The 13,931-nt window shown below is 61.6% G+C and carries 12 protein-coding genes; 6 read left to right on the top strand and 6 right to left on the bottom strand.

Going from position 1 to position 13,931, the window contains the following annotated elements:
* Positions 1-74 precede the first annotated feature (74 nt).
* The 6 genes from EGM97_RS04430 to EGM97_RS04455 are packed head-to-tail and all read left to right on the top strand — an operon-like array spanning position 75 to position 6,976.
* Positions 75-692, top strand: a complete 618-nt coding sequence (locus EGM97_RS04430; protein ID WP_238961082.1) for a thermostable hemolysin — start codon at positions 75-77, stop codon at positions 690-692.
* Positions 689-2,251 (top strand): AMP-binding protein, encoded by a 1,563-nt coding sequence (locus EGM97_RS04435; RefSeq protein WP_238961083.1) that lies wholly within the window; start codon positions 689-691, stop codon positions 2,249-2,251. Before EGM97_RS04430 ends, EGM97_RS04435 begins: the two co-directional genes overlap by 4 nt.
* Positions 2,226-3,107 carry a TauD/TfdA family dioxygenase gene (locus EGM97_RS04440; protein ID WP_238961084.1) on the top strand — a complete coding sequence of 294 codons (882 nt, stop codon included), beginning with the start codon at positions 2,226-2,228 and terminating at the stop codon, positions 3,105-3,107. Before EGM97_RS04435 ends, EGM97_RS04440 begins: the two co-directional genes overlap by 26 nt.
* A gap of 8 nt (positions 3,108-3,115) precedes the next feature.
* On the top strand, positions 3,116-4,240 hold the full coding sequence (locus tag EGM97_RS04445; protein ID WP_238961085.1) for an aminotransferase class III-fold pyridoxal phosphate-dependent enzyme: 1,125 nt from the start codon (positions 3,116-3,118) through the stop codon (positions 4,238-4,240).
* Positions 4,218-5,558 carry an aspartate aminotransferase family protein gene (locus tag EGM97_RS04450; RefSeq protein ID WP_238961086.1) on the top strand — a complete coding sequence of 447 codons (1,341 nt, stop codon included), beginning with the start codon at positions 4,218-4,220 and terminating at the stop codon, positions 5,556-5,558. Before EGM97_RS04445 ends, EGM97_RS04450 begins: the two co-directional genes overlap by 23 nt.
* Before the next feature lie 2 nt (positions 5,559-5,560).
* Positions 5,561-6,976 (top strand): amidase, encoded by a 1,416-nt coding sequence (locus EGM97_RS04455; RefSeq protein ID WP_238961172.1) that lies wholly within the window; start codon positions 5,561-5,563, stop codon positions 6,974-6,976.
* A 7-nt stretch (positions 6,977-6,983) separates the two neighbouring features.
* Here the strand turns inward: EGM97_RS04455 and EGM97_RS04460 are convergent, their stop codons facing one another.
* The 6 genes from EGM97_RS04460 to EGM97_RS04485 all read right to left on the bottom strand — a co-directional run bounded on the left by EGM97_RS04460 (position 6,984) and on the right by EGM97_RS04485 (position 13,666).
* Positions 6,984-7,895 (bottom strand): DMT family transporter, encoded by a 912-nt coding sequence (locus EGM97_RS04460; RefSeq protein ID WP_238961087.1) that lies wholly within the window; start codon positions 7,893-7,895, stop codon positions 6,984-6,986.
* Between the two features lie 130 nt (positions 7,896-8,025).
* The gene (locus EGM97_RS04465; RefSeq protein ID WP_238961088.1) at positions 8,026-9,213 is read right to left on the bottom strand and encodes a cyanate transporter; all 1,188 of its coding nucleotides are present in this window, start codon (positions 9,211-9,213) and stop codon (positions 8,026-8,028) included.
* A gap of 341 nt (positions 9,214-9,554) precedes the next feature.
* Entirely contained in the window at positions 9,555-10,466 is a 912-nt protein-coding gene (copD, locus tag EGM97_RS04470) for a copper homeostasis membrane protein CopD (protein ID WP_238961089.1), read from the bottom strand.
* 1 nt (position 10,467) lies between these two features.
* Complete coding sequence (gene copC, locus EGM97_RS04475; protein WP_238961090.1) at positions 10,468-10,854, bottom strand: copper homeostasis periplasmic binding protein CopC; 387 nt, start codon at positions 10,852-10,854, stop codon at positions 10,468-10,470.
* Between the two features lie 57 nt (positions 10,855-10,911).
* Complete coding sequence (locus EGM97_RS04480; protein ID WP_238961091.1) at positions 10,912-11,823, bottom strand: copper resistance protein B; 912 nt, start codon at positions 11,821-11,823, stop codon at positions 10,912-10,914.
* Positions 11,824-11,833: 10 nt separating this feature from the next.
* On the bottom strand, positions 11,834-13,666 hold the full coding sequence (locus EGM97_RS04485) for a copper resistance system multicopper oxidase (RefSeq protein WP_238961092.1): 1,833 nt from the start codon (positions 13,664-13,666) through the stop codon (positions 11,834-11,836).
* Between the last annotated feature and the right edge of the window lie 265 nt (positions 13,667-13,931).

Here is a 13,931-nt window from a genome sequence, read left to right on the forward strand (position 1 = left end):
GCTTGTAGGAATTTTCTTAAATATGCTCGCCTCGCTTTTTTTGGAAATCCTGCACAAGGACGGAGGAGGACGAAATGCAAATACGTGTCGCAGAAACTCAAACACCGTTATGGGTACAAGCCACTGAAGTAGTGAAAGAGAAGTTTCGAAGTTCTTATTCGGCATCGGTTGAACCAAACCCGCAATACTTTGCAGTTACTCAGGATCAGGCGGATCGTATTCTTGCGTGTGCCGGAATTACATTTGCGGACCACCGCACACTGTTTTCCGAGCAATACCTGACGCAGTCGATCGATGAGATTTTGTCCGAACGTTTCGAGAAAACCATCGAGCGTTCGAACATTGTCGAGATTGGGAACCTTATTTCTCATCACCTCACAGCGGGAATGATTCTCGTTAATATGATTCCATTGTTGTCGTGGTGCATGGGTGGGCATTACCTGTTGTGTACGGTGACGCCTCGAGTCCGGCAAATGATGGAAAGTTGCCAGATTCATTTCGAGCCGTTGTTGACGGCAGATCCCACTCGCCTGGCTGACGATGGCGGCAAGAACTGGGGAACTTATTATTCCAAGGCGCCGGTGACCGGTTTTATCCAGGTCGATCCGAAGCGTTCCCGCTTTGCGGCCATGACCCTCAATACCTCGTTCACTCAACTACCCAGCGATTCGCTGGCGAGGGCGCAACCATGAGTGGCGGGTTCATCGATCAGTTGCAACAGGCGCTGCGGGACAACCGCCAGGCGGTCTGCGCGGTCGTCTGGTTGTCGGACAGTGAGTCGGTAGAGCTGACCTACGGCGAGCTGGAGCACCGGGCCATTAATCTGGCCGCGGAGCTGCAACGGCGTTTCGCAAGCCCGGCCAGCGGCGATCAGGTGGTGTTGGGCATCGCCACGCGCAATAGCAGCGACTGGCTGGTGGCCGACCTGGCTTGTCTGTTCGCCGGGATCACCGCGCTGCCTTTGCCGCTGGCGTTCAGCCAATCCCAGGCCGAACACTTGGCCGAGCGTTGCGACGGGTTTCTGGTGGATGCCGCCGGGCAGCAAACGTTGGCTCAACGTTGGAAGCTGAATTTCCCCGACAGCCGCCTGCGGCGTATCAGCGAGCCCGTGATCGAGCAGCCGTTGCTGCACGCGCCGAACGGTAACGATGACTGGATCTGCAAGATCATCCACACCTCGGGGACAACCAGTCGGCCCAAAGGTGTGCGCTTGAGCACCCGGGCCGTCGGTGCGGTGTTGACGTCCCTGCGCCAGCGCATGCCTGCCGATGCCCATCGTCGTTACCTCTCGTTGGTGCCCTTGAGCCTGCTGCTCGAACAGGTGACGGCCGCCTACCTGCCGCTGCTGGCTGGCGGGACTGTGCATTTCCTCCCTCCGAGTGAAGCGCTGCTCGGCGAGCCGGGGGCGTCGCCACAGCGGCTGGTCGACTGGATCCTGCAAGTCCAGCCAACAGCCCTGACGGTACCGCCAGTCATGATCAATCGCTTCCTGGAGCAATTGAACGAAGGTGGCGAGCCAGGTGAGCGTCTGGCCCGTTATCTCAAGTCCGGGGCGCACATTACCTGCGGAGGCGCGGCGGTGAGCATCGATGCACTGCACGCGTTGGCGCAGCAGGGTATCGAGGTGTTTCAGGGCTACGGGCTTTCCGAGAACGCGTCGGTGGTCAGCATGAACACGGCCCAGGAACAGCGCCTGGGCAGTGTCGGCAAGCCGCTTCCCCATGTCCAGGTACGGATCGGTGCCGACCAGACCATTGAGGTCAAGAGCAGCTCGCTGTTCAGCGGCTATTCGGGGACGGACCCCAGCGCGTGTTCCATGTCCGGCGACGGCTGGATGGACACCGGCGACCTGGGAATGCTCGACGAAGAGGGTTACCTCTATGTCCATGGGCGCAAGAAGAACGTGATCTGCCTGCCCAACGGCCGCAACGTCAGCCCTGAGCAGGTCGAGCTGGAGTATCGCAAATACCCGGGCGTGAACGACGCCGCGGTGTTTTTCGACGAGCAGCACGGTCTGGTGGCGTTGTTGTGCGTCGAGTCGACTCCGGCCAGCGATGAGCTGGTGAGCTGGTCGACCGGACACTTCTCCGACATCGAACGACCGAGCCGGCTCTGGTTGCTGGCCAAGGACGATCCGCTGATCGAACAGCTTTACACCGTTACCGGTCGGCCCAAACGCGCCGATATCGCCACTGTTTTTTCCACTCTGCAAGGGAACGCATCCAATGAGCACACCTGCCTTTCACTTTGAAAACCCGGACGTCTCCATCGTCGAATCGCACCACTTCGCCAGCCTGGGCAAGGCTGAGTTGTATGAGCTGCTGGGACATTACGGAGTCGTGCTGTTTCGCAACTGCATCCACAGTGCCGAGCAGTTCAGCGCCTACGTCAAGCAGAACAGTTCCCGGCTGAGCCTGGACCCGGCCCGGATCATGGTGGGCGGCGCCGCGCAGTTGGTGGATGCTGGCCACCAGGCGGTGGGTCTGCATTGCGAAAACGGCAACTCGCCGTTCTGGCCGGACATCACCTGGTTCTATTGCCAGGAGGCACCACGCAAGGGCTCGCAAACCACGATCTGCGACGGAGAGAAGGTGCTGGCGAAGCTGTCCCCGGCCTGCCGCAGCTTCTTCGAAGAGAATCCGATCCGCTACAGCCGTACCGTGGCCGGGGAGAAGTGGCGCCGGCTGGTTTGCCATTACTCGACCACCTTGTCGGATCCGGCGGCGGTCGTCATCGAGGATCTGTTGCAGATCATCGGCGATGATCCGCATACCCACATCTCTTTCAACCCGACCGACGATTCGATTCATTACGCCTTCAGCACGTCGGCCATTCTCACTTCCTCTTTCAGTCAGCGCCCTGCGTTTGCCAATAGCATCCTGGGGCCCTCCTACAACTATGAGGCGCCGGTGATCGACACGGTGAGCGGGCAGGCGATTCCCGCCGAATTCCTCGCCGAGATCGCTGAAGTGTCGGCCCAGTACACCGTTCCGGTGGGCTGGCGTGACCATGACATGGTGATGATCGACAACCGTCGGGTCATGCACGGCCGCGAAACCATCGTCGATGAGCGTCGACGCATTTTCAATGCCCTGAGCTACCGCTGAGAGATCCCATGAATAACGACAAATATATTATTGGCGGGCAGTACGAGACGTACCTCGACGGCGATGGCCGGCAGATTATCGATCTGACCGGCGGGTTTGGCTTCCAGGTGCCGGCGGTGATCGAAGCGGTCACTCGCCAGGCGCAGATCATGGGCCTGTCCAATCGGGTACTGATGTCTGAACCGCTGATTGCCTTGTGCCGCCGCCTGGCGGAGGTGTTGCCAGCGCCGCTGGTCAGCTCCTATGTGTGCAGTTCGGGTGACGAGGCGTTCGAAGGCGCCTTGAAGCTATGCAAGGGCCTCAAGCCAAAGGGCAACACCATCGTGTTTGTGCAGGGTGGCGATTACGGTTCGCTGACTTACGGGCGTTGCCTCAATGCCACCCAGGGCGACCTGGGTGTGCAGGCTTTCCTCGGCTTCAAGCGGGCGGCGATTCGTCATCTCGCCGACCTGGACACGGTGGACTGGAACGATTGCTTCGCGGTGTGTCACAGCAATACCCGTCTTGATGCCAATGGCCGGTTGCAAATGCTCGAACCCGCGCTGGTCGAGCGCCTGCACGCCCGCGCAGCGCAGGCTTCGGTGCCGGTCATCGCGGTCGATACGCAAACGTGCCTCGGTAGCTTGGGCACACTGTTCGGCTTCCAGCATTATCGCCCCGTGCCGGATATCGTCGTGTTGGGGGGAGCCCTGGGCGGTAGCGCGATTCCCATCGGTACTTACACCTGCAGCGAACGCATGGCCTGGCAGGTCTACGGCCGCAGCAGTCCGGCCAAGCATGGCAGCACCACGGCTGGTAACCCGATGGCCTGTGTCGCAGCCCTGGCCGCGCTGGATTATGCGCAGGTCAACGACTCGCCCCGGCAATGCCGGGACAACGGCCAGCGACTGGCGCAGGCCCTGGCGTCATTCGGTGCGGTGGCCGAAGGCGGCTGGGTCAGCCTGCCGCTGCCCGATGACCTGCAACCCAGTGCGCTCTGCGAAGCGCTGTACCAGCAAGGCGTCTATGTCAGCTCGCCGCGGGGCCGTGCGTTGGTCCTGCGCTGCCCGATCACTGCGCGTGCCGAACAGATCCAACGTGCCGCAACTATCATCAAGGAGACACTGAGCCATGTCCTTACTCAGGCCGCATGAACAACTGCTGGACGATTGCCAGCGGCATTGGAGCGCATCGGCAGCCAAGCTGTATCGCCTGGGCAAGACCACCGTCGAGCAACAGGCCGATGGCATCCACGTCACTGACCACAACGGCAAGCGTTTCATCGATTGCGCGTGCAGCTATGGCGTGTTCATCGTCGGGCATCGCAACCCGATGGTGCGCGAGCAGGTGCAGGCGCAACTGAACCAATTGGCCTGGGTGCCGGAAGGTCGGCGTCATCCGCTGCAGGACAAACTGTCCGAGCGCCTGCGCCAATTGGTACCCGGCGAATGGGGCGACGTGCAATACATGGTGTCCGGCGCCGAAGCGGTGGAGCAGAGCCTGCGCTATGCCTTGCGGATCCAGCCGCACCGGCGCGGCATCGTGGTGATGAGCGGCTCCTACCATGGCAAGACCCTGGCGGCGATGAGCATTCTCGGTCAGCGCCAGAACCACAGCAGCTACGGCATCGATTCCCCGGAGGTCACCTGCGTGCCCTATGGCGATTTCGCCGCCTTGCAGAGAGCCGTGGGCGAGGGCGTATGCGCGGTCTACGTCGAGCCGATCCTGGGCGGTGCCCATCTGCAAGTGCCGCCGGTGGGCTATATGGCCAACCTGCGGGCCTTGTGCGATGCCACTGGCACCCTGTTGGTGGCGGATGAGATCCAGACCGGTTTCGGGCGCTGCGGCAAATGGTTCGCCGTACAGTACGACGAGGTCGTGCCCGACATCATGATCCTCTCCAAGGGCCTGACCGGTGGCTACACATCGTTTGCCTGCGCCATGTACAGCCAGCGCCTGACCAGCCAGTACCCGCTCAGCGAAATCGAGCCCGACACACGCACCAACGGCGGTCATCCGGTGGCGTGTGCCTCGGCGCTCGCCGCCATCGACTACATCGAGCAACACAACCTGGTGGAGCAGTCGCGGATCAACGGCGGATTGCTGCGCCATGGCTTGCAACGCCTGGCGCTGCGCTATCCGCACATCGTCGAGGACGTGCCAGGGGTGGGCCTGATGACGGGCCTGCGCTTGCGCGGGTCGGTCTATGAGGCCTTGATGAGCATGGAGTTGGGCAAGCGCGGCATTCATGCCGGGCACTCGATGAATGAAAAGGCCGAACGCCCGGTGTTGCGCTTTTATCCGCCGCTGAACATTGCTCCCGATGCGTTGCGCCATGTCCTGACGATGATCGAAGAAGCCCTGGAAGCCATCGACCGGCGACCGAAGCTGGCGGTCAAGGCGTTTTCCCTGGTGGTGCGCAACATGTACCAGTTGCCCAACAAATGGCTGCGCAGCAAGGAGGCGTCGTGAGTATGTTCAACCCCGACACCCTGACCCTGCGGGAAATGGCCGGCCTGCTGCGGCGGGGCGTGCTGACCAGTGTCACGTTGCTGGAGTTCTACTTGCAGCGCATCGCCGAACGAAATCGGCAGATCAACGCACTGATCCAGCTGGCGCCCGTGGAGGAACTGCGGCGCCAGGCCCGCGAGGCTGATGAGATGGCACGCATCGGGCAAATCAGCGGTCCGCTGCATGGCATCCCGATCACCGTCAAGGATGTGCTCCATGTCCGTGGGTTCAAAATGTCCCGCGGGCTGGAGGAACTGCTGGGCGAGACCAGCCAGCACGACGCAACGGCGGTCGCCCGGCTCCGACAGGCCGGCGCGATCATCCTGGGCATCAGCAATGTGCCTGAACTGTGCATGGCCTTCGAGACCGAAAACCTGATCTACGGCCGTACCCTCAACCCCCACGACTTACAGCGCTCGGCCGGCGGCAGCAGTGGCGGTGAGGCCGCCGCGATCGCCGCCGGTTGTTCGCCGGCGGGCCTGGCTTCCGATGCCTGCGGCAGCGTGCGTATACCGGCGCATTTCAACGGCATCTGCGGCCTCAAGCTGACCCAGGGCCGGGTGCCTTTGACCGGCCAGTTTCCCAACGACCGTTCCGGGCTGTTTCACCTGACCTCGGCGTTTGGGGTGATGGGGCGGTATGTCGATGACCTGGCGCTGCTCGGGCCGTTGATCAGCGGTGCCGACGGCCTCGATCCGGACACGGTCGACGTACCGTTCGCCGACAGCGAGCCGCTGGCCGACCTGCGGATCGCGCTGTTCTCGGAATCGAGTCGCACGCCGGTCAGTGCGGCGGTGCGCCAGGTATTGCAACAGGTCGAGCAGTGCCTTGAGTCGGTGGTGGCGCAGGTGAGCCAGGTGGCGCCGCCGATGCTCGAAGAGGCTTGCGATGTGTTGTGGCGGGTGTTCATCACCGGCGCTGATGCCGGGCGAGGCTGGCGGCAGATGTTCGAGACCATGAACAAGCGCCGCTTCACCCCGGCCATCGCTCAGTTGATGGACATGAGCGAGGCCGTGGAGTTGACCGTGGATGAAGTCAAGCGCGACTGGATCGCCATCGACACCTTCCGCTATCAACTGGCGAAGTTCTTCAAGCAGCATGATCTGCTCATCTGCCCGGTGTTCCCGGACGTCGCCTTCCGTCATGGGGAGTCCCTGGAAGACCGCGACCGCTATGCCTTCGTCTTCCCGTTCAGCCTCAGCGGTTCGCCGGCGGTGGTGATCCGCGCCGGAACCGACCCCGTCACCGGGATGCCTGTCGGCATCCAGATTGTCGGGCCCCATTGGCAGGAAGAGCGCTTGCTGGCGGTGGCGGCTTTCCTGGAGCGGGAACTGGAGCGCTGGAGTCCGGTTGCCCCGCGCCCGGTATCGACTTGCTGATAGGCTCTCAGGCCGTAACGGTCTTCGCGTTACGGCTTGAGACCACCAATGCCAGCATCCCCACGCCCACCAGCGCAGCGCCGGTGATTTCCAGGGGCAGGGGTTGTTGTCTGAACCAGAACCAGTGGAGCAGCGTCACGAAGAGTGTGTTGAGGTACACATAGGAAATCACCGTGGACGGTGCGATCACGCCAATTGCCCGATGCAATAGCCAGAATGTGGCGAGGGTACCGAACAAGGCCAGGTACACCAGCCAACCGATATCCAGCGTCGACAGTTGCAGGGCGCTGCGCCAGCCACCACTGAACAGGCAGAACACCAACAGGAACAGCGAACCGAACAGCATGTTCCAGAAGGTCATCGCCACCGGATCCCGTCCCTTGAGCGCCTTGGCCTTGAATCGCTGGCTGAGAGGTGAATACAGCGCCATCGCCAGGCAACCGGCACCGAATACCAGCACCGGATAGAGCGCAGGCATTTGCCCGGGCGCCGAACCTTTGAGCGTCAGCAGCACGGCGCCGGCCGCGGCGATCAGCATGGGCAGCAGGCGGGTCTTGAGATTCGGGCTGGGCAGCAGGAAAACCTCGAAGAACAGCGTCATCAAGGGCACCAGCGTATACAGCGTCGCGGTATTGACCGCCGAGGTATAGCGCAAGGCCTCGAACAGCGAACCGAAGTAGGTTGCCAGTAACAAGCCAAGGACCGCGTGCGCCAACAGTCCCTGGGTGGAGATGGGCGAGCTTTTTTTCAGCAGCAGTAGCGGAAGAAACATCAAGGCGGAAAACAGCAATCGCAAGCCCGTGAGCAGAATCGGATCGATCGACTGGCTGACCTGAGCCGCAGCAAAGAACGACGAAGCAATCAGCATTGCCCAGATGAGCATGCCCCAGTGAGCGGCTGCAAAACCGACGTTTTTCATCAAGGTCTGATTCCTGCGTTTGAGTACCGGAACGTCATGATGGGCAAATCCGTCGGCCGTCATGGGTAGGTTTGAATAAAACAGGGCTGCAATCATTGCAGCCCTTCAAGCACACGAGCCAAACAAGCCACTAGCTGATGTGACGGGCGTACTGCTTGGGATTGAAGCGCAACACCATCAGGATCATCAGCCCCATCACTGCGGTGAGCGACCACCAGGCCCATTCGAAGCTGCCCAACTGGTCACGGATCATCCCGGCGACCAGCGGTGAGAGCCCGGCGATCAGATAGCCGATGCCTTGCACGAACGCCGTCAGGCCACCGGCCCGGCGTGGGTTGTCCAGGTGATCGAGGGACACGATCAGGCTCATCGGGAACAGGCCGCCGATACCCAATCCCAGCAAACAAGGCCACAGCAGGCTCAAGCGTTCCGGGCTGAGGATCAGGCCGCAGAACCCCGCCATGATCAAGGCCAGCAGGACGGCCAGCACCAGGCGTTTATCCTGGCTACGGTTGGCAATCGCCGGGGTGACGAGGCCGGACAGCACTTCCATTGCCGTGAGGAAGCCCAGCAACAGGCCTGCGTGTTGTTCGCTCCAGCCTTTTTCCACGTAGTACGGCGCCAGCCAGGCCAGCACGCAGGTATAGGACGCAGTGCCCAGGCCAAAGAAAATTGCCAGCAACCAGGCCCGGCCATTGGCGAAGAAAGACTCTTGCTGCCGGCTCGGAGCGTCGGGCAAAGGCGTGACCGCCGAACGCTGGGCGTACCAGCAACCGAGGGCGATCAGCGCCAGGATCGCCCAGATGGCCAGGCCGATACGCCAGCTACCGGTCTGGGTCAGGACGAAGGGTGAGAACGATGCCGCGAGCGCCGCGCCACCCATGATCGATGTGACGTACAGCCCCATGAACAGCGAGACGTTGTCACTGAAGCGTGATTTGATCAGAGCCGGCATCACCGCCTGGATCAGGGCGATCCCGAGCCCGGCCACCACCGCGCTGACGATCAGCTCGACGGCGCTATCCAGGTACAAGCGCGACGCCGTGGCGAGGCCGATGATCAACAGCGACAGCACGATGGTACGGTGTTCGCCGATGCGCAAGGCGATGCGCATGCCCAAAAACATCGCCAGGCCCATGGCCATGACCGGCAGCATGGTCAGCAGCGAAGCGGCGCTGAAGCTCAACGGCACCTCGCCACGAATGGCTGACAACAATGGCCCGACGGCAGCCATGGAGGGCCGCAGGTTCAGCGCCACCAATACCACGCTGACCATCAGCCAGACGGCGTGGGTACTTGAAGTTCGAACGTTTTCCATAACAGAGCCTTGGCCGAATAAAAATGCCATTTAGGCCGGGAAACGAGGAGTGGGGCAAATTGAAAACTTGGCGGGGCTATTGAAAGATTAAATGGGCCGGGAACCGCCGTGGGAGCAAGGCTGTGTGGGAGCAAGGCTTGCCCGCGATAGCGGTCTGCCTGAGGCGATGATGTTGGATTTACCGCCGTCTTCGCGAGCAAGCCCGCTCCCACAGTTGTTCGCGGTGTATCTGGCAGAACGCGGTCCCTGTGGGAGCAAGGCTTGCCCGCGATAGCGGTCTGCCTGAGGCGATGATGTTGGATCTACCGCCGTCTTCGCGAGCAAGCCCGCTCCTGCAGATGCTACTCCATGGCCGGGCTCAATGTTCCCAGCCAGGCCACCAGCGCCAGAATGAGCACCGCTACCGACAATTCGAGCACCATGCTGCGCTGCAGGGCCTTGATGGCGATGCTTTGCTCGCCGGTTTTGCTGGCCTGTTCCAGCAATGGGCTCAGATGGAAGCGGTTCAGCGCTGCGAACACCAGCATGGCCGCAAACAGGGCAAGTTTCAGGGCCAGCAACTGACCATAGGTGCTGTCGAGCAGCCCGTCGACGTTTGGGCCGACGATAAACAGATAATTCACCACGCCCGTCACGCTGATCAGCACCACAATCACTGCTCCGATGGTTTCAAAGCCGGTCAGTGCCCGGCTCATGACCGACAGTGGCGGTGCGGTCTGGTAGAGCAGCAGGGCGAACGCGGCCAAGGCACCCACCCAGGCACCCGCTGCCCACAAGTGCAGGAAGTCAGTGGTGAAGTGCCAGGTACGGCGTTCGCCTTCGTCCATGGCACCGTGTCCTGTCCAGGCCAGGGTAGCCAACGCGGCGAGGCCGCTCAGCACGATCAGCCACAAGCTGGCGCCGGGCCAACGATGATTGAGCGTCACGGCCAGGGCAGCCACCGTCAGCGCCACGATCCGCAGGCTCCAGCTCCAACCCACATCGGTACCCGACACCATCATTTCAACATGAGGCCACAGCTCCTCCCAACTGGCTGCACCGCTCATGGCCCAGGCCATGCACGCCATGGCGGCCACCGACAACACCAGGCCGAGCAGCGCGGTGATCGTCAACAGTGACTTGAAGTCCAGCACCGCGCCGGAGATCCGTTCCTGGCCCCGCAGGCCGTAGAGACCGAAGGCGGCGATGCCGAACAGCAACATCAAATCCAGATACAGAGCCAGGCGCAGGGCAACGTTGATCGACTCGCTCAAATCATTTCACCTTGAACGAGACGTTACCGGTGATCGGGTGCGTGTCGGACGATACCGCGCGCCACTGAACCTGATAAGTGCCGGCCGCGAGCGGGGCGTTCGGGGTGATGACCATGGTCTTGGGGTCCTGGCTACCCGACACCTTTGCCGACATTGGCATCGGTGAGTGCGCCGCCATGCCGGGCATCGCCGTCATCATCAGCTTGGCGCCGGAGAATTGGGTCATCAGGTTCTCGGAAAAATGCAGTTCGATCTTTTCCGGCGCGGCACCTTCCGCGCCTTCGGCGGGGGTGGAGGACACCAGTTTCGGATGCGCCTGGGCCAACCCGCTGATCAACAGACCGGTGGACAGCGCAACAGCGACAACAGCGTTTTTGATGGATGACATGCAAGGACTCCTACAGCACGGTTTTTGATTTTTTTGGTCGATCGGTTTCAAGCGTGTTCAGAACCACATCCGCAGGCCCAGTACCAGGCGTGCCTCACTGCGGTCTTCATCTTCCTCACGGGCATAGTCGGCGGTGTTGCCATAGGTGCGGTTCCAGGTGACACCGATATAGGGGGCGAATTCACGGCGGATTTCATACCGCAACCGCACACCTATTTCGGTATCCGAAAGCCCTGAGCCAATCCCGCGGGAAGGGTCGTTCCTGCCGTAGAAGTTGGCTTCTGCGGTGGGTTGAAGGATCAGGCGATTGGTCAACAGGATGTCGTAATCGCCTTCCAGACGCGCCGCGCTCTGACCACCTTCGCCAATGAATGCCGTGGCTTCGGCTTCGAAGTTGTACAGCGCCATACCCTGGAGACCAAAGGCTGCCCAGGTTTGCGGGTCACCCGGCTTGAAGTCCTGGCGCACGCCGGTTACCACGTCCCACCAGGGACTGATGGCATGGCCCCAAAGGGCCTGGAGTTCGGCTTCTTCAGTCTTGCCGTTGGTGCGTTCGCCTTCGCTGCGCAGCCACAAGCGATCGATGTCCCCACCGATCCAGCCTGAAGCATCCCAGCTCAGCGCGCTGCCCTCATCGGCGTCCTGCCATTCCAATTGATCGATGAGAAAAAACGAATGGATGGCGCTGTCATGTACCGCATGGCCGCCATGGTCTTCGTAAACGGCAGCGCGGTCGGCGTCGGTTAGTGTCGGGATGGGCGTACGGCTGGTGGTCGGTGCCGTTTGCATGGGCTCCATGCCTTGCATCGAGTCCATGCCTTGCATCTGGCTGTGGTCCATCCCGGGCATCTGGCTGTGATCCATGCCTTGCATGTCACTGCCCGCGGCCCAGGCTGGAACCGCGGTGCCGAGGGTGAGGGAGGCAACGATGGCGCCAGACAAAACGCGGTACTTGGTCGTAGTGGTCATGCTCGGCTCCTTATTCCTGCACCCGAACTTCACGGAACATCCCCATCTCCATATGAAAGAGCAGATGGCAGTGATACGCCCAGCGCCCGAGGGCGTCGGCGGTGACGCGGTAGCTGCGCCGGGAGCCCGGGGGCATATCGATGGTGTGTTTGCGCACCATGAACTGGCCATTCTCGTCTTCCAGATCGCTCCACATACCGTGCAGATGAATCGGGTGGGTCATCATGGTGTCGTTGATCAGCACGATGCGCAGGCGCTCGCCGTACTTGAGCAGCAGCGGCGCGGCGTCGGAGAACTTCACGCCGTTGAACGACCAGACGAATTTCTCCATGTGCCCGGTCAGGTGCAGCTCGATCGTGCGGCCCGGTTCGCGGCCGTCCGGGTCGGGGAAGGTACTGTGCAGGTCCGAGTACGTCAGGACCTTGCGACCGTTATTGCGCAGTCCTATACCCGGATCGTCGAGCTTCGCAGTGGCCCCCATGGCCTGCATGTCCACCAGTGGGTTATCCCGCTCTGTATCGGGATGGGACAACGGTGCGGACATGCCTTGCATGGCACTGTGGTCCATGCCGGACATGCTTTGCATGGAACCGTCCATGCCATCCATGCCATCCATGCCATCCATGCCGGCCATGTCGCCCATGCCCTGCATCTGGCTATGGTCCATACCCTGCATCTGACTGTGATCCATGCCCGACATGCCCGACATGGATCCATGGTCCATACCGCCCATGCCCATGTCGTCCATGGTGAGCAGCGGTCGGGGATCCAGCGCCGGCACCGGTGCCGAAAGGCCGGTCCTTGCGGCGAGGGTGCCACGAGCGAATCCGCTGCGGTCCATCGACTGGGCGAAGAGGGTGTAGGCCTCCGCGGTGGGCTCGACGATGACATCGTAGGTTTCGGCCACGGCGATCCGCAGTTCATCGACGCTCACCGGTTGGACGTATTGGCCGTCGGCGGCCACCACGGTCATCTTCAGGCCGGGGATGCGCAGGTCGAAGTACGTCATCGACGAGCCGTTGATCAAGCGCAGGCGCAGTCGCTCGCCGGGCTTGAACAGGCCCGTCCAGTTCATGTCCGGCGCCTGGCCGTTCATCAGGTAGGTGTAGGTGGCGCCACTGACATCGGCCAGATCGGTGGGATTCATCTTCATCTCGGCCCACATCTTGCGATCGGCCACGGTGGCATCCCAGCCTTTGCTGGCCACATCGTCGATGAAATCGCCGACGGTGCGTTTGTTGTAGTTGTAGTAGTCCGACTGCTTCTTGAGCTTGCGGATGACGTCGGCGGGATCCTCGTCGGTCCAGTCGGTGAGCATCACCACGTAGTCCCGTTCGTACTGGAAAGGCTCGGGTTCCCGGGCATCGATGACCAGGGGGCCGTAGACCCCGGATTGCTCCTGGAAACCGGAGTGGCTGTGGTACCAGTAAGTGCCGTTCTGGCGGACCTTGAATTGATAGACGTACATGCCGTCGGGTTCGATGCCCTTGAAGCTCAATCCTGGAACGCCGTCCATGTTGGCCGGCAGGATGATGCCGTGCCAGTGGATGGACGTGGTGTCCTTCAAGCGGTTGCGTACCCGCAGGGTCACCGTGTCGCCTTCGCGCCAGCGCAGCAGCGGGCCAGGGATACCGCCATTGATGGTCTGGGCGATACGCGGATGACCGGTGAAATTGACCGGGCTCTCGCCAATGGACAGGTCGAATTCGGTGCCGCTCAATACATGGGGTTGGCCAGGGCCGGTCACCGCCCAGACGGGCGCGCGCCACAGACCCAGGCCACCCAGGATGCCGCCAGCGGTCAGGCCCTTTACGAAGGTTCGCCGGAGGGTTTTTGTTTGCATCGATAAAGTCCGTCGTCGATTCATCACATACACAGGGGCATTTCCCGTGCAGATTTGAACGTACGATGACATACGCGAGCGCGGCAGGTGATTACATTTCAGTCAGGTTGCTGGCGCCGTTGGCCGCCAACGGCGAGAGGTTTGGAGGGCGTCGAAGCGCACCGGCCGGACGCCGATCAGAATGATCTTTTGCATCGACGGGATATTCTGTAGCCTTGCCGGCTTCATGCTGTCCCGTGCCTGATTGAATCCACTTTCCCGGCGG

Source organism: Pseudomonas sp. AF32 (assembly GCF_022342325.2).
Taxonomy (GTDB): domain Bacteria; phylum Pseudomonadota; class Gammaproteobacteria; order Pseudomonadales; family Pseudomonadaceae; genus Aquipseudomonas; species Aquipseudomonas uvaldensis.